The organism is Thalassococcus sp., from assembly GCF_982780845.1.
Map to the genome: position 1 here is coordinate 208,048 of NZ_CEYADA010000005.1, position 18,240 is coordinate 226,287.

The following is an 18,240-nucleotide window of genomic DNA, read 5'->3' on the forward strand; positions in this document are numbered from 1 at the left end:
CCGGAATGCTGTGGCGCTTGTCACGCCTTTTGTTGTGGTTCGTCAACGGGAAGAAACCCGAAATCTTCACCCTTTTGCAACGAAAGTGACGCTGCAAGTTATAAGCCAATGGTCTGGGTATCGACTGCCTTGACCTAGCGACATGTTTTTAGCGGCGGATGAACGTTTAGGCGACGATTAATCGCGCCCACACCGCGTCGTGATCCGAAAGAGGGGTATCCCCTATCCCTATGGATGTAAGGATGCCTTTGTCTTGCAGCTTCAGGTCACGGCCACAGAGCCAATCCAGCTTCATGACACGGTCCGGATGTGGGGTGATCAGACTGGGCCGCGTTGTTGTGCCCCCGGCGGTAAAATCCCAACTGTAACCGGCTGTTTCGGCGAAGGAAAACAGCGTTTCACGTTGCCAGTCAAAGTCCGGAGGAAGGTGGTTTCCGGTGTTCAGGTCCCCGCCAATCATGACAGGCATCTTCGGTGCGAACTGGTCGACGGCTTCCAAAATCTTGACGAACTGAGCGTGGCGATGTGCCACGCCTGCATTGCTTTCCAAATGGGTGGAAACGAAACAAATCGGTCCGTTAACGCTGGGGATCACGGCCAACAGGGCCATGCGGCCTCCAACGCGGGGCTGCTCGGGGTCGGTGGCCCCGTCCTGTCCGGAAAACCAGTGGCCATGATCGTCAAGACGAACCATCGCGACCTTCTGGAACGGCACCTTGGACAGGATCGCGTTGCCGTGCCAGCCGAATTTGTTGAAGTCATCGGTGCAATAGGGGCGTTCTGTCGGCCCACCCAGATCGAGTTCGTGGAACTCGACCCCGAAGGCATAGGTCATGCCCAATCCTTCGGCGACGTCCCGTGTCGTGTGGCGCTGGGCGGTGCGGGCCATGCCGTTGTCGACCTCGGACAACAGAACCACCTGAGGATTGATCTGCTTAATGTGATCAGCGGTTTTATCCGGAAACAGACAGCGTTCTACGTTCCACGCAAGAATAGTCAGCTCTTCCGGCAGCATATCAAGCGACGTCGTGCCGCCCACCTCGACACTGTTCATCGCCTCAATCGAGGATAGCAAAGCACGATGGGCCTCGGCCGTACGCGGGGCCGCGGTGATCTGGCTGCGCATGTCGTCGGTGACGGGGGGCAGCCGGTCCAGAATTTGTGTCATATGCGTTTGCCGGTCTCGCTGTCGAACAAGCAGATGTTGTCGGGGATCAGGCTGAGCCGCGTGGCGCCTTGGGGGGCAGGCTCGTCCTTCATCGCGTGGATTGAGAACGTCTGATCCCCAAGTTGGCCGTGCAACAGACGATGCGCGCCCAGTTCCTCAACCAGATCGACGTGGAACGGGATATCGCCAGCGTCATCAATCCGGACATCCTCGGGACGGATGCCCAGGGTGACGTTGCCTGTCCGCGCTGCGGGGGCTGGCATCACGGGCGTTCCGCCGTTGATCCGCACCATGCCATCTTCGAACCGTGCCTCTAGCAGGTTCATTGGGGGTGCTCCCATAAACGACGCCACAAAGGTCGACGCGGGATTGTGATACACCTCGTGCGGGGTGCCGATCTGTTCGACCTTACCGCCGTTCATCACGATGATGCGGTCGGCCATTGTCATCGCCTCGACCTGATCGTGGGTCACGTAGATCGACGTCACGCCAAGGCGGCGTTGCAACGCTTTGATTTCGATCCGCATCTGGTTGCGCAGTTTTGCGTCCAGATTGGACAGGGGTTCGTCAAACAGGAACAGGGCAGGGTCGCGCACAATGGCACGGCCCATGGCGACACGCTGGCGCTGGCCCCCGGACAGTTGCGCAGGTTTCCGATCCAGATATTCGGTCAGGTTCAGCATGGTGGCCGCTTCCTGTACCTTCTGTTCAATCGTCGCTTTATCGATCTTCCGGTTCTGAAGCCCATAGGCGATGTTCCGGCGCACCGTCATATGTGGGTAAAGCGCGTAGTTCTGGAACACCATCGCGATGTCGCGGTCGGCGGGATCGACGCCGTTCACGACGCGATCGCCAATCGACAGTGTGCCTTCGGTGATATCCTCAAGCCCTGCGATCATGCGCAGCAGGGTGGATTTGCCACAGCCCGACGGCCCGACCAGCACCACGAATTCCCCGTCGGGGATATCGAAACTGGTGGGTGTGACGGCCTCAAACCCGTTGGGATAGATTTTGCGGATGGTTTCTAGGTGTACCCGTGCCATCTGTATTTGTCCTTACTTGTCGGATTCTGTGAGGCCCTTGACGAACCAGCTTTGGAAGAAAATCACGATCAGCACAGGGGGCAGGATCGCAATCAGGGCCAGCATGTTCGCGCGGCCGTATTCAGGGACGTTGGTGCCTTCTAGATCTTGGGTGATCTGCTTGATGCCACGCACCAGCGTGTACATGTCTTCGTCCGTCGTGATCATCGTGGGCCATAGGTATTGGTTCCAGCCGTAGACGAACATGATGATGAACATCGCGGCGATCATGGTTTGGGATAGGGGCACCAAAATATCTATGAAGAACTTGACCGGACCTGCCCCGTCGATGCGCGCCGCTTCGACCAGTTCGTTGGGGACCGAGCGGAAGAATTGCCGGAAAAAGAACGTGGCCGTCGCGGATGCCACCAGCGGGATGATCAGGCCTGAGTAGGTATTAAGCATGCCCAGTTGCTGAACGATTTCGTAGGACGGCAGGATGCGCACCTCAAGCGGCAACAGAAGTGTGGTAAAGATCAGCCAGAAGGCAAAGGTCGCGAACCGCAGGCGGAAGTAGACGATGGCATAGGCCGCCATCATGCCTATCACGATCTTGCCGACCGCAAAGCCGACCCCGAGGATCAGTGAGTTGATCAGCATCGACGTGCCGGTGTTTTCACCGGAAAAGCCCGATGCCTGGAACATCGCCTTGGCAAAGTTGTCATCCAGTTCGGTGCCGATGGTCAGGCCGGGTCCGTTCTTGATCGTTTCCAGATCGGGCGTCGTGACGGTTTGAAGAACCATCAGGATCGGCACCAGCATGAATAGCGACCCAAGGATCAGGACCGTGTGGTCGAAAACCGTACCCCACTTGATCGACTTGCGAGGGCGGGCGACGGTGTTTTCGGAAGTGTGTGTTGTGTCAGCCATCTTGCGCCTCAGGTGTAATGGATGCGGCGTTCAACCAGCCGGAACTGGAAGATCGTCAGGGCCAGAACAAGGACCATCAGGATCACCGATTGCGCCGACGATCCGCCAAGGTCGTTGCCACGGAAACCGTCCACGTAAACCTTATAAACAAGGGTCATCGGGTTATTGCCGGGCTCGCCTTTCACCATGGTGTCGATCACACCAAAGGTGTCGAACAGCGAATAGGTGATGTTGATGATCAGCAGGAAAAACCCTGTGGGCGCCAGCAACGGAAAGGTCACATCCCAGAAGCGGCCAAAGGATGAGCGGTTGTCGATCAACGCGGCTTCGCGCACGGATTTCGGGATGGATTGAAGGCCGGACAGGAAGAAGATGAAGTTCACCGGAACCTGCTTCCATACGGACACAAGGATCATCGCCGAGGCAGTGTCGTTAAAGTTCACGCCAAGCTTGAAATCCCACCCGATGGAACGGGCCAGTTCTGTCAGCGGCCCCCAGCTTTGGTTGAACATCATAACGCCGATAAAGCCCGCCACGGGCGGTGCCACGGCGTAGACCCACATCAGCAAGGTGCGATAGGTCTTGGCCCCGCGTAAAACGTTGTCTGCCTTCACTGCCAGCAGCAGCGCCAAGGCCAGTGAAAAGAACGTCACCAGCGCGGTGAAGACCACCGTGAAGCGCGTGACTTTCATGTATTCGGAAGAAGACAGCAGCGAGCTGTAGTTTTCCAAGCCCACAAAGGTCGACCCAAAGCCGAACGGGTCTTGCAGGTAGAACGACGACTGCATTGCGTACAGCGCGGGCCAATAGAAAAAGATCGCGATGATCGACAACTGCGGCACGAGCAGAAGAATGGGCAGCCAACGGGTTGTGAAGCCGGCACTTTTCACAAGGTAGACCTTTCTGGCAGTGAACCTGAACAGGGTGGACGGCCACAGGAACTCTGCGGCCGCCCGATGTGGATAGGCAGTTTAGCTTAGCCTTGCGTTTTCGCGAAACGAGCCAGCAGTTCGTTGGCTTCTTTCTCGATCGTGGCAAAGGCATCATCCACGGATGTCTCACCTGTCAGGATGCGGCCGTATTCACGGTTCATCACGTCACGGATCTGCACGTAGAAGCCCATGCGATAGCCCTTGGTGTTGTCGCCACCGGGCAGGGACAGCTGCTGGATGCCAACTTCGGCCGCAGGCGCGCGGTCATAGTGGCCGTCGGATTTCGCCAGCTCGTAGGCGGCGTTCGTGATCGGAACGTACCCTGTTTCCGCGTGCCAAAAGTACTGGATTTCCGGCGATGTCAGGAAGCGGAAGAATTCAGCTGTGGCTTTGTTTTCTTCAGCCGATTTGCCCGCCATGGCGAACAGCGATGCGCCACCAATAAAGGTCTGTGTGGGTTCGGTTGTTACCGACTCCCAGTAGGGCAGCAGCGTGGCCGAGAATTCGAAGGGCAGGTCTTTCTTGGACAGGCCGCCGAACGAACCCGACGAACCCAGCCAGATCGCAACCTTGCCTTCTTCGAACGGCGTCTGGTTGTCACCCCAACCGGTGCCGTACCATTCGAACATGCCGTTTTCTTTCCACTCGCTGACCGCTTTGAAATGCGCCTTGATCGCGTCGTTGTTCACAAGGATCTGCGTGTCTGTGCCATCATAGCCGTTGTTGTTTGTCGCAAACGGCAGGTTGTGGCGCGAATGGAAGTTTTCTGTGAAGATCCACGGCAGGTGCGATTGCGACAGCGGGATGTAGCCCGCTTCTTTCAGCGCAGGCGCTGTGGTGGACTGGAATTCTTCCCATGTTTTCGGCGGCTCGACGCCCGCAGCGGACAGAGCGTCCATGTTGTAATACATGATCGGTGTGGACGAGTTGAACGGCATGCCGATCATCTTGCCATCGCTGTCGGCATAGAAATAGCGGACGCCTGCGATGTAATCCTCGATGTTGAAATCAATGCCATTGTCGGACAGTAGATCCTGCACCGGAACAGTCGCGCCTTTCGCGCCGATCACGGTCGCAGCGCCCGCATCAAACACCTGCATGACGTTCGGTTGTTCGCCTGCACGGAACGCGGCGATGCCTGCGGTCAGGGTTTCTTCATAGGTGCCCTTAAATACAGGGGTGATTGTGTAGTCATCTTGCGATGCGTTGAACTTTTCAGCGATCTCGTTGACGGTTTCGCCAAGCGCGCCACCCATGGCGTGCCACCATGTGATTTCGGTTTCCGCAAATGCAGCATTTGCCGCCATCACCAGCGCAGCAACTGATACGCCAAGTTTAAAATTTTTCATCACGTCTCTCCGGTCTGTGATGCCCAAATCGGGCACAGTTATTCGTCGTGCACCGGGCGCGTCAGGCCAGGTCACGGGCAACGTTTGAAAGAGATGAGCCCTCCCAGTTACGTGCGCGACCAACCCTCTTCGTGGTTTTGTGCACACGTGTTCACATACAAGCGGATTGTGATGTTTATGTAAATGTTTTCTGTAATTATTGACAAATTTACCCGAGCGCGCGGATAGCTGTCGTATGAAACAGGCAGACGAAAATAGCGCCAAACGGCGGCGTCGCGTGACGGCGCAGGATGTGGCGGATGCCGCTGGGGTTTCTCGTTCTGCAGTTTCGCGCGCCTTTACAAAGGGTGCCTATCTGGATGCTGAAAAACGCGAAAACATCCATAAAATAGCGGCGGATTTAGGATATAAACCCAATGCTTTGGCGGCCTCTCTTCAGGGGTCGCGATCGCAGCTTGTTGCGATGTTCGTCGGCGAGATGCGCAACGAATACGACAAAGAAGTTGCAGCCAAAATGATTGCAGGTTTGAACGCCGCGCATCATTGGCCTGTGGTCATTGGCGGCAGCGGAGACGCCGCCCGAGAGGCCGTGGACCGCGTTCTCAGCTACCCTTTGGATGCGCTGATTCTCCGATCCGGCAGTCTGGATGCGGACATTGTCGAGAAGTGCGCCAAGCTGAACATCCCCATGATATCCTCTGGGCGGCTGCTTGATGCGCCCAATGTTGATAACGTGTGTTGCAATAATGCAGACGGAATGATCGCTGCGACGCGGTATCTGGTCGGGCAGGGACGTCGGAAGTTTGGCTATATCGGCGGGCCCGAAGGTTTCTTTTCGTCCCCACAGCGGCGTCATGGGGTGGCGGCTGGTCTGGCCGAAAACGGGCTGGCGCTGGTTGCCGAGGAAGCAGGCGATTACACCGCCAACAGCGGATATCGTGCCGTCGAAAAACTGCTGTCGGCAGGGTTCACGTTGGATGCGCTGATCTGCGCAAACGACGCGATGGCCATAGGCGCGCTCAGCGCATTGTCGGAACGGGGGGTGTCTGTGCCCGAGGATATGTCTGTCATCGGGTTCGACGACATCGCCATGGCAAAATGGCCTGCGTTCAGGCTGAGCACGGTCAGAAACCCCATGGACCTGCTGGTGCAGACCGTCATCGATTTGTTGAACCGGCGTTTGGCGACCCCGACACGCCCTGCCGAGACGATTTTTTTAGCAACCGAACTGGTTTTGCGGGAAACACATTAAGCGCCGTGCACTCTTAGCTTGCCAGTTTCAGAATTTCAGAGTGAAGCTGTGCGCATGACACACACGATCCTTATCGAACAAGTAGCTTTACCGGACCCGATGGTCCTGAAGGTGATCGAAACCCACGTGGCGCAGATGCAGTCGCAATCGCCCGAGGAAAGTTGCCATGTGATGCCCGCAGACACGTTGTTTCGGGAAGGCGCGACAGTTTATTCTGCTAAAATCGACGGTCAGGTTCTGGGGGTCGGGGCGTTCAAGCCGATCGAGGGCACGCATGGCGAGCTGAAGTCGATGCATACGCTTGCCGCAGCCCGGGGTCGCGGCGTTGGTCGGGCCATGTTGGCGCGATTGATGGCGGATGCAAAGGCCAGCGGCCTTGATCGGCTAAGCCTTGAGACCGGATCGGATGATCATTTTGCCAGCGCCCGAAAAATCTATGAAGACGCAGGATTTACCTATTGCCCGCCCTTTGCGGGTTACAAGGAAGACCCGTTCAGCGTTTTTATGACCTGTCGTCTATAACGCCGGTCTCGGGCCTCTTGCCCTATCCGGCGAAAGCCTGCAAATAGGGCGCAGCGGTCCCTTAGCTCAACTGGATAGAGCAGCTGACTTCTAATCAGCAGGTTTGGGGTTCGAGTCCTCAAGGGATCGCCAAGTCCACCTTTGTCATCATATGAAACAGCGCCCGATCTGGACGCGGCTGCGGGTTATCTTGCTAGGTCACAGGCCGTGGCGTCACAAACCCGCGTCTAACCAGCGCGCTTGACTTAATCTCAAGAGCCTATATGTGCAGCAGATCGTTGGCTACTGCGTGAGCAATCTGCGCCCGGTTGGAAAGACCCGTTAGGCGCGCCAGCGATTTCTCAGGATCCCATCACGCAGGGTTCTTATGGCTGCGCCGGACTGTACAGAATTCGTCTGTGCAAACCGTGGCTTGGCCGAACCCTCTGCACCGCGTTGGTCGTGGTGTTTTCTATGCAGGTATACGCCCTGATCCCAGGGATATGCCTTGAAAGGACGTTTCTTGTCGCAATTCCAACAGCTCGGCCTGTCGCCGGCGCTTACCGATGAACTGGCCCGTGCCGGTTTCGATCAACCCACCCCTATCCAACAGCAAGCCATTCCGTTGGCTCTGGAAGGGCATGACATTCTGGGTCTGGCCCAGACCGGTACCGGTAAAACCATGGCCTTTGGCCTGCCGATGATCGATCTGATCAAAGGCACCTCTGAAAAGCGCGCGGCCAAATCGGCCAAGGCGCTTGTCCTTGCACCAACGCGCGAGTTGGTGAACCAGATTGCTGAAAACCTTCTGCCGATGGTGCGCTCTCTTTCGTTGCGTATCACCAAGGTGGTCGGTGGCCAGTCTATCAATCGCCAAGTGATGGCTCTGGCCAAAGGCACCGATGTGCTGGTTGCCACGCCGGGTCGCCTGATCGATCTTCTTGATCGGGGTGATGTAACCCTTTCGTCCACGCGTTTTCTGGTTCTTGATGAAGCGGACCAGATGCTGGACATGGGGTTCATCCATGATCTGAAGAAAATCGCGCCAAGGCTGGCGACACCGCGTCAGACGATGTTGTTTTCCGCAACCATGCCCAAACAGCTGGAAGAGCTGAGCCGCTCTTATCTCAGCAACCACAAACGCGTTCAGGTCGCGCCTCCGGGCAAGACCGCTGACAAGATCAAGCAATCGGTTTTGTTCCTTGATAAACCTCAGAAGCAGAAGAAACTGCGCGAGATTTTGTCGGATGATCTGGGCGGGCTGAGCCTTGTTTTTGCACGGACCAAACGCGGTGCGGAACGGCTGTCCAAAGACCTGATCGCCGATGGCTATAACGCGGCGTCGATCCATGGCAACAAAAGCCAAGGCCAGCGTGACCGCGCGATCAAAGCGTTCCGCGAAGGCACGGTCACCGTTCTGGTTGCCACCGACGTGGCGGCGCGCGGGATCGACATTCCGGGTGTTGCCCGCGTGATCAACTATGAACTGCCGAACGTCGCGGAATCTTACGTGCACCGTATCGGTCGTACCGCCCGCGCAGGCCGTGAAGGGGAAGCGATTTCCTTTTGTAGCCCAGATGAACGCAGCCTGCTTAAAGACATCGAAAAGCTGATCAAGCGCGAGTTCGATGGCAAACCTGCCGAGGGCAAATCAGAGCGTCCGGCACCCGCGAAATCTGACCGTGGCGATGGCAAGTCCAAGCCGCCGCGCCGATCGCGCCGTCGTCGTAGCAAGGGCCCGAAGAACGACGCGCCCAAAAGCGCTAACAACGGGTCTCGTGGCAACCAGCGTTCTGGACAGAACCGTGTGAACGAAGGGTCCGGCCCGAAGAAAAAATCATCTGCGGCCTGATCTACCAAGAATAGCGGCGCGGGAAGGAATTCCTGCGCCGCGCAGCTTCTTTTCTGCTGCCATTTCCTAAACTACCGATGATTGTTGAATAGGCGGGCATCTGGTGTGCATCGCTTTTCATTTTCGAAATCTATCGCCAGCTGTTTGCGAAACTGTCGCCTTACAGCTCATGCCTTCTTGAAAGAACCATGCAGTCGCTTTGCGCGGGCATGGGGTTTACCCAATCTCTAAATTCCATTTCCGTGATATTTTGATCGGTTGGTAGATTTTGTGGCTCTGCCGGTTCTCGGAATAGGCCAGAGGTCACTTTGGATCGGACGCAGTTCGTTGTGATCTTGCCGATGCGCGATAGATAGTCGGTGCCCGACTTGTCCGGTATCACGCGGGTTTTAGGCTTCCTCTGTGATTTTTGTAGGAGGTCAGCATGCAGAAAAATTCCGTATTGGGCGGCGTTGTTGCAACGGCGATGATGCTAGGCGGGGCGACCCCTGTCGTGGCCGACGAATTCATCAAGGGAATGATGGGTGCGATGATTGGCGCAGCGATTGCCAATGGCAATCAGGGCAAAACAACCCAGCGCCGAACGACCTCGACCAAAAAGAAATCCAGCAGCGGTGTTTCTTCTGCCGCGCGTGCAGCGAACAGGGAAATCCAGACCGCGCTGAACTATTTCGGTTTTCCGGCAGGAACACCGGACGGGGTTCTGGGCCGCAAGTCCCGCTCGGCCATCTCTTCGTATCAGGCGTGTCTGGGCTATCCGATCACCGGTCAGCTTTCACCCTTTGAGAAGGATTTCCTGATCAATTCCTACCATCGCGGTCAGGCGGGCGGGCAACAAACGATGGTGACGGTTGCACGTATGCCCAACGGCTATTGCGGATTGCTGCAAGCCTACCGGGAAGAGATGGCGCGCCCGGTCCAACCCGCCGCCGTACCAGCACCACCTGTTTCAACGGCTGCCGTTCCGGCGATGCAACCTGTTCAGACAGCGGTTCAGAATACGATCAACGTTTCGAACAACTCGGCCGAGATGGCCAAGCTTCAGGACGAGTTCGATGAAATCGCCCGTCAGATCGAATTGCTGACAGATGTGCTAAGCCACCAGAAAGGGTTGGGCGCGACCGCGTCGCGGTCAGGGAAAATTCAGGCGCTGGAGGCCCGGATTTCCCTGTTTGAAGGTCAGCGCAGCGACATCGTTGAAGAAGCAGAGGGCGCATACCAAACGCCCATCCGGCCTACCAACGCAAACCTTGGGACAACGGCGCTGCGCGCGTCCGAAGTGTTCCCGAAGGTGCCTTATTACATCGCGGGCACAGAGCAGATCGGAGAGTTCTGGGTAGAACCGCGCATCACCGACGAAGGCTATCTGGTCTATAACTTCAATTTCCTTGATCCGGATGCAGAACTGGCCAAGGTCGTCGAAAAGATTTCGATGTCGCCCTCGGATATCAAGAAAACCGTTCAGGGTCTGGAAAAGGTTGATGAGTGGACGCAGGTCGCACAAGAGAAAAACATCCGGCGGCGGTTTTCCAAAGCAGCCGTCTGTTTTCCCGCATCCGACTGTGAAGAGAAGGTTGCTGGTAACACATCGACCGAGATTGTCTTCCTGACCTATGAAGATGGCAAAACTGCTGGTCAGTTCCGCCGCAACAAGGGTCGGAGCGCTGCGACCTATAATCTGTCGAATGAATCCGGCATGCTTCTGGCCGCCTATCTGGAATATATGCTGGACGTCGGCAGCAAGGAATTCGAAGCCACGACAATGACAGACGACGATCTGTCAGCGATGTTCGAATGATGGGCCGCGTGTGGAAAGCCGCCACCTTGATGGCGCTGGCTGCTCTGCCGACTGCCGCTGTGTCTGATAAGGGTGTCAGCATGGCCCAGTTTTCGGAAGCAAAAAACCAGATTTCCGACTTCTCGGAGAGGCTGGGGGCGTATGCTGCCTGCTATGAACTTGTCGGGTTTATCCGGAAGGCCGGGTATCAAACGGATACAGGCGGCGTGATCAAAACGCTGTTTCAAGGGGCCGCTGATCCGGCCAAGGTGCGAACCGGTTTCCTTGAGGCCTTGGAAAAAGACGGCTTCAGTTTTGAACAAATGATGATGTTGGACCGCATGCTGACCGACGCCGAAGAAAAGGCAATCGCCGAGACAAGCGCGCAACTCACGTCGTCGGATGACAAGAACATGATCAGGATCTGTTCCCTAGCGCGCGGGCAAATCAAACGCCAATGATCTGAAAGACAGTTCTTTGCAAAAGGAAAAGGCCGGGACTGAAACGTTCCGGCCTTTGTCTTTTGGTGATGATGTTTTCTATTGTTGATAAAAATAATAGGGAATATGCAGGGCCAAGCGTTTATCCCTATGTGCCCTATGACTTCTGCTGACCATCTTCCTTTGACATTGCCTGACTATCACGCCCGCGCAGCCGAGGCGCTGCAGGCCGAGCATGCCGCTTATTTCCTGTCCGGTGCCGGTGAAGGCGTGACGATGCGATCCAACCGTTTCGATTTCGAAGCCATCGGACTGCGCCCGCAAGTTTTGCAGGATTTGCGCAATGGCGACACCAAGCTGACGCTGTTCGGTACGCAATTGGCGCATCCGATCCTTGTCGCACCCTTTGCCTATCAATCCTTACTGGATGAAGGCGGGGAAACGGCCACCGCTCAGGGTGCCACGGCGCAAGAGGCGCTAATGGTGCTTAGCGCGCAAAGCAGCCAGCGGATGGAAGATGTGCGGGCACAGGGCGGAACCTGTCATTGGTTCCAGCTGTATTGGCAGACCAATCTGGATGGCACGTTGATGCTGGCAAAGCGTGCGGCCAAGGCTGGGTTCAAGGTGTTGGTCCTGACCGTTGATGCGCCGGTGAATGGCGTGCGCGATGATGAAATGCGCACGGGTTTCGTGTTGCCTGACACCGTCCGCCTCGTAAATCTGGATGGATTGCCGAAACCCGTGTTCGACCCGTTGTCAGAGGGTGAGTCCTTTCTGTTCAATCGCATCGCCCATGTTCTGCCACGGTGGGACGACCTGCGGTCATTCTGTGAACAGTCGCCGTTGCCTGTCGTGCTCAAGGGTATCCTGACACCGGAAGACGCGACACGCGCGGTCAAAGCAGGCGCCGCTGGGGTGATCGTGTCCAACCACGGGGGACGTGTTCTGGATGGTGCGCCCTCGGCTATCTCGGTTCTGCCGAACATCGTGCAGGCGCTTGGCGGCTCTGTTCCTGTGTTGATGGACAGCGGTGTGCGGCGCGGGTCGGACGTGTTCAAGGCGTTGGCCTTGGGCGCGGACGCTGTGCTTGTCGGTCGTCCGGTCGTATGCGGACTGGCTGTTGCCGGTGCGCTGGGCGTAAGCCATGTGTTGCGCCTGTTGCGCGACGAACTTGAGGTGACCATGGCCCTGACAGGGTGCCGGACCTTGGCCGATATCACGCCCGACCGCGTCATCCCTGACGCGCATCGGGTTACTTAAAGCTATAGCGCAGCGGAACCATCAGGGTGAATTCATCGCCCGCAAGATGGTTTGGCGGCGTCGGAAGTTTTTCAAGATCGTCAAAGACTTTCAGTGCGGCATTGTCCAGAACCGGCCAGCCCGAGCTTTTGTCGACGTCCCGGTTCAGCACGTTGCCATAGCGGTCGATGGTGAAGCGCACCATGACCTCGCCTTCGATCTTTTTCGTGCGGGCCAGATCGGGATAGCGCTTGGCCTTGGAAATCCGCACGACGATGTCTTTTTGCCATTCGGTGATCTGCGCCATTTCTTCGGCGGTCAGACCCTCTTCTTTGGCCTGCGCTTTGTCCGAAGACTGTTCCGCATCCACGCCTGAAACCGAAGCCTGCGAGGCATCCTGTGCTACGGCCCCCATCTGGGTTTCGGCTTCTACCTTTTCTTCGTCGTATTCCGTGGCTGTTTCATGCGCGATCTCTTCGGTTTCTTCCGCAGGATCGGGCGAGGCGATACCGAACTTCAACTCGTCATCGACCACATCATAGGGAATTTGCTGAAGTGGCGGTTCTTCGGCGGCCTTGGCGGGGTCCACCGCCTCGGCGCTTTCAGTGACCGTTGGCGCATCTTCTGCGGCGGCGACCTCGGCGCTGTCATCGCCCGCATCAGAAGGCGCGCTGATGATGTCTGACAGATCAAACAGGATCGCACCGGTCGCGCCTGCGTTCAGTGCTTCTGGCAGGGGCTTTTGATCAGGCTGTTTCAGCACGAAATGTGCAGGCAAGGCAATATGCAGGGCTGCGCTTGCGGCAACAGCGGTCAGAACCAAAGCCTTTCCACCGCTGCCTGTCGCGCGATACGTCAGGCTCATTGCGACACCTCGGCGGTTTCGGTGGCCTCCGGCGGCGCGGCGGCCTCATCCAGACCGACCAGGCCAACCTTCAGATAACCTTCGCCGCGCAGGATGTTCATCACCGCAATCAATTCGCCGTAGGGGATGGATTTGTCCGCGCGGATATAAAGCCGCGTGTCCCGCGCCATGCCAGTGGCGATCCCGATTTCCATTGGCAAGCCTTCCTTGGTTGTCGGCAGTTCGCCGACGGCGAAGGTCAGGTCTTCTTTGATGGTGACAAAGACAGGTTCGGACGGGCGCACTGGGGCGTCTGCCACGGCAACGGGAAGTTCGACGGGAATGTCGACGGTTGAAAGGGGCGCGGCAACCATGAAGATGATCAGCAGAACCAACATCACGTCGATAAAGGGCGTGATGTTGATGTCGTGGTTTTCTTCAAAGTCGTCTGAATCGCTAAGACGTCCGGCCATGGTTTACTCCGCGGCAGTCGCGATTGCAGTCAGGGCTTCGCTCTTGGCCGGTGTCAGGTCCAGATCACGCGACAGGGTGCGTTCCACCAAAGCCGCGGCATCGCCCAGCATCACCTTGTAACCACCCAAGGCGCGGGACAGCAGGTTGTAGAAGATCACAGCAGGGATCGCCGCGACCAAGCCGATTGCTGTGGCAAGCAAGGCTTCGGCAATACCCGGTGCGACGACCGCAAGGTTGGTCGTGTTGCTTTCGGCAATCGAGATGAAGCTGTTCATGATGCCCCAGACCGTGCCGAACAGGCCAATAAAGGGCGCGGTCGATCCGATGTTGGCCAACACGCCGGTACCCACACCCATACGACGAGCTGCGCCAACCTCGATACGGGACAATGTAGAACCTGTGCGTTCCTTGATGCCAGAATGCAGATGGGGTTCGTTGCCGGTGCGGGTCAGTTCTTCGCGCGCAGCTTGGGTCATGCGACCCACAATGCCACGTCCGTTGGCAAGGGCACCGTCCAGAGTTTGCAGCGATCCGGCGCGATCCAATGTGCGGTACTGGCGTTTCAATGCGTTGCGTCGCAAGGCAAGGACCAGAACCTTAGCGCCATAAATGCCCCACGTCACGACAGATGCTAGCGCGAGCGCGATCATCACAGCCTTTACGACCCAATCAGCGGCCATGAACATGCCGACTGGCGACATGTGATCATGCGCGCCTTCGTTCAGATAGGTCATGACCTGATCTTTCAGGCCCGCGTAATGCGCGATGATGCCGTTGATCAGGCTGGTCGGTTCGTCGACCGTTGGTGTTTGCGCTGTAGGCGCTTCTGCTGTCGGTGTAGGGGCAGGCGTTTCGGCTTGCGTATCAACAGTGGTTTGCGCGGCAGGTTCAGCGATGGTTTCAGGTGTTGCGTCTTGTGCCACAGCAGACAGCGGCATCAGCGCCAGCGCGGCGCAGCAAAGAAGGCGTTTCATGTTCAGGTCTCCGACCAGAGGCGAATGAGGTTGTGATAGATACCCGTCAAGCGAACGACCTCGGGATCGTCGGCACCGGCGCGGCCGGCGAGGGTCTGAATGGTTTGATCCAGATCGAACAGGATTGTGCGTTGGGCGTTGTCGCGGACCATGCTTTGCAGCCAGAAAAAAGATGACACGCGTGCACCCTTTGTGACGGGCGTCACCTCATGCAACGACGTCGAGGGGTACAGAACCATGTCACCGGCAGGCAGCTTGACCTCTTGGGTGCCGTAGTGATCCTCGACCACCAGAACGCCTCCGTCGTAATCCTCGGGATCAGACAGGAAGACTGTCATCGACAGATCGGTGCGCAGACGTTCCTGCGTCAACGGGTTCACGCGGATCGCGTTGTCCACGTGCATGCCGAATGTCTCGCCGCTTTCGTAGCGGTTGAACATCGGCGGCAGAATTTTCGAGGGTAGGGCCGCAGATAGAAATAGCGAATTGGCTGTCAGTGCCTGTAAGATGCGTTGCCCCAAAGCCTGCGCAACATCGCCGGTAGGAGGAAGCTGGCGATTGTTTTTGACGCTTGCGGATTGCGCACCTGCGGTGGTTTTGCCGTCGTCCCAATCGGCAGCATCCAGCATCTTTCTAAACTCGATGACCTCGTCGCGGGTCAAGACATTGGGGATCGTGATCAGCATGGGCAGCTCCGGTTTGAAAGACGGGGGGAAATGGAAACAGGCGACACGGATGCCGCCTGCCTCCGAGGGAAAGGATATTCCTTAGAACTTCATATCCAGCGCGACCCATGCCTCGCGGCCCGGAGCCACGTAGGTGAAGGGTTCGCCCGAGCGGTAGGCGGTGTCGTAATAGACTTCGTCTGTGGCGTTCTTGACGCCGAAACGAATGTCCATTTTGTCCGACAGGTCATAAGAGCCCACCAGATCAAAGCTCCAGTAGGACGGCAGGAAGTTGTCGTTGGGCGCAAGCGAGCCCAGCTTGACCTTACCTTTCCAGTTGGACTGAACACCCAGCATCAGGCGGTCGTTGACGTCATAGGTTGTCAGCAAGTTGAACTGCTGATGTGCGATCGTCGCGAGCTCTTTGCCGATGTTGTCTGACGTGACCGATTCAAGGATTTCGCTTTCCATGAAGACGGCACCACCATAAAGGCCAACGCGGTCAAACTTACCCGCGACGCCCAGTTCGATCCCGCGCAGACGGTACTCCAGCGTATCTGTGGTGACCTGCGCACCACGGGGACCAGTGTCTTCGCGTGCGTTCTGCTTGGTGGTCTGGAACAGGGCTGCCGTCAGCAGCAGGTGATCTGTCAGTTCGTACTTTGCGCCGATTTCGTAAGCGATGTTACGTTCCGGCTTCAGGTTTTCACCGTTGGCATCCAGACCGGCATAATAGCCGCCGCCCGCCGCGATTTCCTGACCCATCGGGTTGGTCGATGTCGCAACCGCACCGTAGATCGACAGATCTTCGCGCGGTTTCCATGTCAGGCCAAGGTTGCCGTTCCACATGGTGTCTGTACGCGACAGGTTCACACCGGCGCTGGTTTCGCGGTTGATGTCGTAGTGGTCAACGCGGATGCCAGCGTTCACGATCCACTGAGGATTGATCTCGATCTGGTCCGAGAAATAGGCGGACACGGTGGTCACGTCTGTTTCGGTCTTGGAATAGTTCCGCTCGGGCATATTGCCGTCAAAGCAAACGTCAGGGTTTGGATTAACCACGTCAACGGTACAGCCGCGTGCGCCTGTGGGATAGTCTTCGGTCGAACCCGGATAGGCGTCGGTCATGACCCATTCTTTTTGCAGCAGCAGACCCGCGACGTAGTTGTGCGAATAGCCGCCCCAGTCTGCCTGACCGGACAGTTCGGTGGTGTTCGAAAGAACGTCAGTGACCTGATATTTGGACTTGTCCCGAATGCCGGTGGTCCAGTCCTCGGGGTTGGTCGAGCCGTTTTCGGTCACGCTGCCGGGGGCTGTCAGAACGTAGTCGTTCACTGTTTCAGACGCGCGCAGCGTGTTCGTCAGTTTCAGGTTGTTGTTGATGTCCCATGTCAGGCGACCTGTTGCGACGTGGCGCGTCGCTTTCTGGAAGTCGCGTTCGGGGATGCCGTAGAACGTGCTGCGGTCGACGCCGAATTCCGTCACCGGACCACGGGCGCCGTTCGGGCCAGCGGTTGTGTAGGGAACACCCCAGTCGGGCATCTGATCGAATTCGCTGAACGAATAGGACGCGTCCAGCGTGATCGCATCAGTCAGTTTATAGCGCAGCGCACCGGCAAGACCTGTGCGGTTGTCATAGACATGGTCACGACCGGCAACATTGCCTTCCTGACGCATGCCGTTGAACCGCAGTTGCAGACGGTCATCATAGGCCAAGTTGATGTCCGCTGTTGTACGGATCGTGCCTGCGCTGGTGAATTCCAACGAATACTTTTGAAAATCAACGTCTTGCGGTTGTTTCGTTGCGATGTTGATTGTGCCGCCTGTTGCGCCACGTCCGCCAACAGAACCGGATGGGCCTTTCAGAACTTCGACCTGTTCGGTGTCGAAGGTTTCGCGAACCGAGGTTCCGGGATCGCGGACACCATCGACATAGACGTCGTTGTTGGCTTTGAAGCCACGGATATAGATGTTGTCGCCGTACGCGTTGCCACCCTCACCAAAGCCCAAGGACATGCCGGGCGTGTGGCGCGCGATTTCGCGGATCGAGGTTGTTTGCGTGGTTTCCAGCGTCTCTTTGCTGATCGCGGTGACTGTGCGCGGCATATCCGCGACGTCGCCGATCAGTTTCGAGTTGGTCAGCGTGTTGATTTTGAACGGCGCATCAGGGTCGGCGTTCGGGTTGGTGCCTGCGCTTGCCTGACGGGCGGCTTCTGCAGCAGCAGCCTCGGCTGCAAGGCGCTCTGCCTCTGCGGCCTCTTCTGCGGCACAGACAGGGGTGCCTGCCAGTTCAGGTGTACACACCTGCGGTGCTGCCGGTGCCTGACGCGCAACCGTTGTGCGACGCGGCGCGGGTGTGCTGCGGACCGGGGCAGGCGCGGGTGCTTCGGTTGTTTGCACGTCGACTGTCGGCAGAACGATCACGCCGTCGGTCGCGTCCTGAGCGGCAACGGAGCCTGCCAAAAGCGAAGCGGCACAAGCGGTCGCCAAAGGCGCAACAGTTCGGCGGGCAAGTGGATCGGATGCGGGCGCGCAGGTTTGCGCCCCCCGCATGCGGAGCGATTTAGTCATGTGGAATGTCCCCCTAGACACAGCAGCCAGCACAGGCTGCAATTCCGAATTTTTATGGAATAGCTGGCGGGCAAGTTCCGGGAGGAGAATCTGCGTGGCTAGCGGGTTCAGCGCGGCCCTTATTCCTGATCAAAAGAATTAGGTAAAGGTTTTTTGACAAATTTGACGCGCAGAAGCACGCCCAAACGCTGGCGCTTGTTCGGTTAAGTCAGGTCTTTAAAGGGTCTGCAAAGATATTCAGCAGCACTTT

General features: G+C 57.3%; 16 protein-coding genes and 1 tRNA gene. 7 read left to right on the forward strand and 10 right to left on the reverse strand.

Going from position 1 to position 18,240, the window contains the following annotated elements; all coding sequences use genetic code 11:
- Nucleotides 1-166 precede the first annotated feature (166 nt).
- The 5 genes from AC4FIA_RS07860 to AC4FIA_RS07880 form a co-directional block, all read right to left on the reverse strand.
- The gene (locus tag AC4FIA_RS07860) at nt 167-1,168 is read right to left on the reverse strand and encodes an endonuclease/exonuclease/phosphatase family protein (RefSeq protein ID WP_490365393.1); all 1,002 of its coding nucleotides are present in this window, start codon (nt 1,166-1,168) and stop codon (nt 167-169) included.
- Nucleotides 1,165-2,211, reverse strand: coding sequence for an ABC transporter ATP-binding protein (locus tag AC4FIA_RS07865; protein ID WP_103911197.1), 1,047 nt, complete (start codon nt 2,209-2,211; stop codon nt 1,165-1,167). Before AC4FIA_RS07865 ends, AC4FIA_RS07860 begins: the two co-directional genes overlap by 4 nt.
- A 12-nt stretch (nt 2,212-2,223) precedes the next feature.
- Nucleotides 2,224-3,120 carry an ABC transporter permease subunit gene (locus AC4FIA_RS07870; protein WP_103911198.1) on the reverse strand — a complete coding sequence of 299 codons (897 nt, stop codon included), beginning with the start codon at nt 3,118-3,120 and terminating at the stop codon, nt 2,224-2,226.
- An 8-nt stretch (nt 3,121-3,128) separates the two neighbouring features.
- On the reverse strand, nt 3,129-4,010 hold the full coding sequence (locus AC4FIA_RS07875) for an ABC transporter permease subunit (protein ID WP_490365394.1): 882 nt from the start codon (nt 4,008-4,010) through the stop codon (nt 3,129-3,131).
- A gap of 86 nt (nt 4,011-4,096) precedes the next feature.
- A complete protein-coding gene (locus tag AC4FIA_RS07880; protein WP_490365395.1) occupies nt 4,097-5,401 on the reverse strand; it encodes an extracellular solute-binding protein in 1,305 nt (434 codons plus the stop codon).
- A 235-nt stretch (nt 5,402-5,636) separates the two neighbouring features.
- Here AC4FIA_RS07880 and AC4FIA_RS07885 point away from each other — a divergent pair, with 235 nt between their 5' ends.
- The 7 genes from AC4FIA_RS07885 to AC4FIA_RS07915 all read left to right on the forward strand — a co-directional run bounded on the left by AC4FIA_RS07885 (nt 5,637) and on the right by AC4FIA_RS07915 (nt 12,483).
- Nucleotides 5,637-6,653 (forward strand): LacI family DNA-binding transcriptional regulator, encoded by a 1,017-nt coding sequence (locus AC4FIA_RS07885; protein ID WP_490365396.1) that lies wholly within the window; start codon nt 5,637-5,639, stop codon nt 6,651-6,653.
- A 54-nt stretch (nt 6,654-6,707) separates the two neighbouring features.
- Nucleotides 6,708-7,175, forward strand: coding sequence for a GNAT family N-acetyltransferase (locus AC4FIA_RS07890; RefSeq protein WP_490365397.1), 468 nt, complete (start codon nt 6,708-6,710; stop codon nt 7,173-7,175).
- 55 nt (nt 7,176-7,230) lie between these two features.
- A tRNA-Arg gene (locus tag AC4FIA_RS07895) sits at nt 7,231-7,307 on the forward strand.
- Nucleotides 7,308-7,677: 370 nt separating this feature from the next.
- On the forward strand, nt 7,678-9,006 hold the full coding sequence (locus AC4FIA_RS07900; RefSeq protein WP_490365428.1) for a DEAD/DEAH box helicase: 1,329 nt from the start codon (nt 7,678-7,680) through the stop codon (nt 9,004-9,006).
- Between the two features lie 424 nt (nt 9,007-9,430).
- On the forward strand, nt 9,431-10,804 hold the full coding sequence (locus AC4FIA_RS07905; RefSeq protein ID WP_490365398.1) for a peptidoglycan-binding domain-containing protein: 1,374 nt from the start codon (nt 9,431-9,433) through the stop codon (nt 10,802-10,804).
- The gene (locus AC4FIA_RS07910) at nt 10,801-11,244 is read left to right on the forward strand and encodes a hypothetical protein (protein WP_490365399.1); all 444 of its coding nucleotides are present in this window, start codon (nt 10,801-10,803) and stop codon (nt 11,242-11,244) included. The genes AC4FIA_RS07905 and AC4FIA_RS07910 overlap by 4 nt, the downstream gene beginning before the upstream one ends.
- Before the next feature lie 138 nt (nt 11,245-11,382).
- Nucleotides 11,383-12,483 carry an alpha-hydroxy acid oxidase gene (locus AC4FIA_RS07915; protein ID WP_490365400.1) on the forward strand — a complete coding sequence of 367 codons (1,101 nt, stop codon included), beginning with the start codon at nt 11,383-11,385 and terminating at the stop codon, nt 12,481-12,483.
- Here AC4FIA_RS07915 and AC4FIA_RS07920 read toward each other — a convergent pair.
- The 5 genes from AC4FIA_RS07920 to AC4FIA_RS07940 all read right to left on the reverse strand — a co-directional run bounded on the left by AC4FIA_RS07920 (nt 12,476) and on the right by AC4FIA_RS07940 (nt 17,990).
- Entirely contained in the window at nt 12,476-13,327 is an 852-nt protein-coding gene (locus AC4FIA_RS07920; RefSeq protein WP_490365401.1) for an energy transducer TonB, read from the reverse strand. The two genes, AC4FIA_RS07915 and AC4FIA_RS07920, sit on opposite strands and share 8 nt — an antisense overlap.
- Nucleotides 13,324-13,779, reverse strand: coding sequence for a TonB system transport protein ExbD (exbD, locus tag AC4FIA_RS07925; RefSeq protein ID WP_490365402.1), 456 nt, complete (start codon nt 13,777-13,779; stop codon nt 13,324-13,326). The genes AC4FIA_RS07920 and exbD overlap by 4 nt, the downstream gene beginning before the upstream one ends.
- Before the next feature lie 3 nt (nt 13,780-13,782).
- Complete coding sequence (exbB, locus tag AC4FIA_RS07930; protein WP_490365403.1) at nt 13,783-14,754, reverse strand: tonB-system energizer ExbB; 972 nt, start codon at nt 14,752-14,754, stop codon at nt 13,783-13,785.
- Between the two features lie 2 nt (nt 14,755-14,756).
- Nucleotides 14,757-15,440 carry a Fe2+-dependent dioxygenase gene (locus AC4FIA_RS07935; RefSeq protein WP_490365404.1) on the reverse strand — a complete coding sequence of 228 codons (684 nt, stop codon included), beginning with the start codon at nt 15,438-15,440 and terminating at the stop codon, nt 14,757-14,759.
- 81 nt (nt 15,441-15,521) lie between these two features.
- Nucleotides 15,522-17,990, reverse strand: a complete 2,469-nt coding sequence (locus tag AC4FIA_RS07940) for a TonB-dependent receptor (protein ID WP_490365405.1) — start codon at nt 17,988-17,990, stop codon at nt 15,522-15,524.
- Nucleotides 17,991-18,240: the final 250 nt, after the last annotated feature.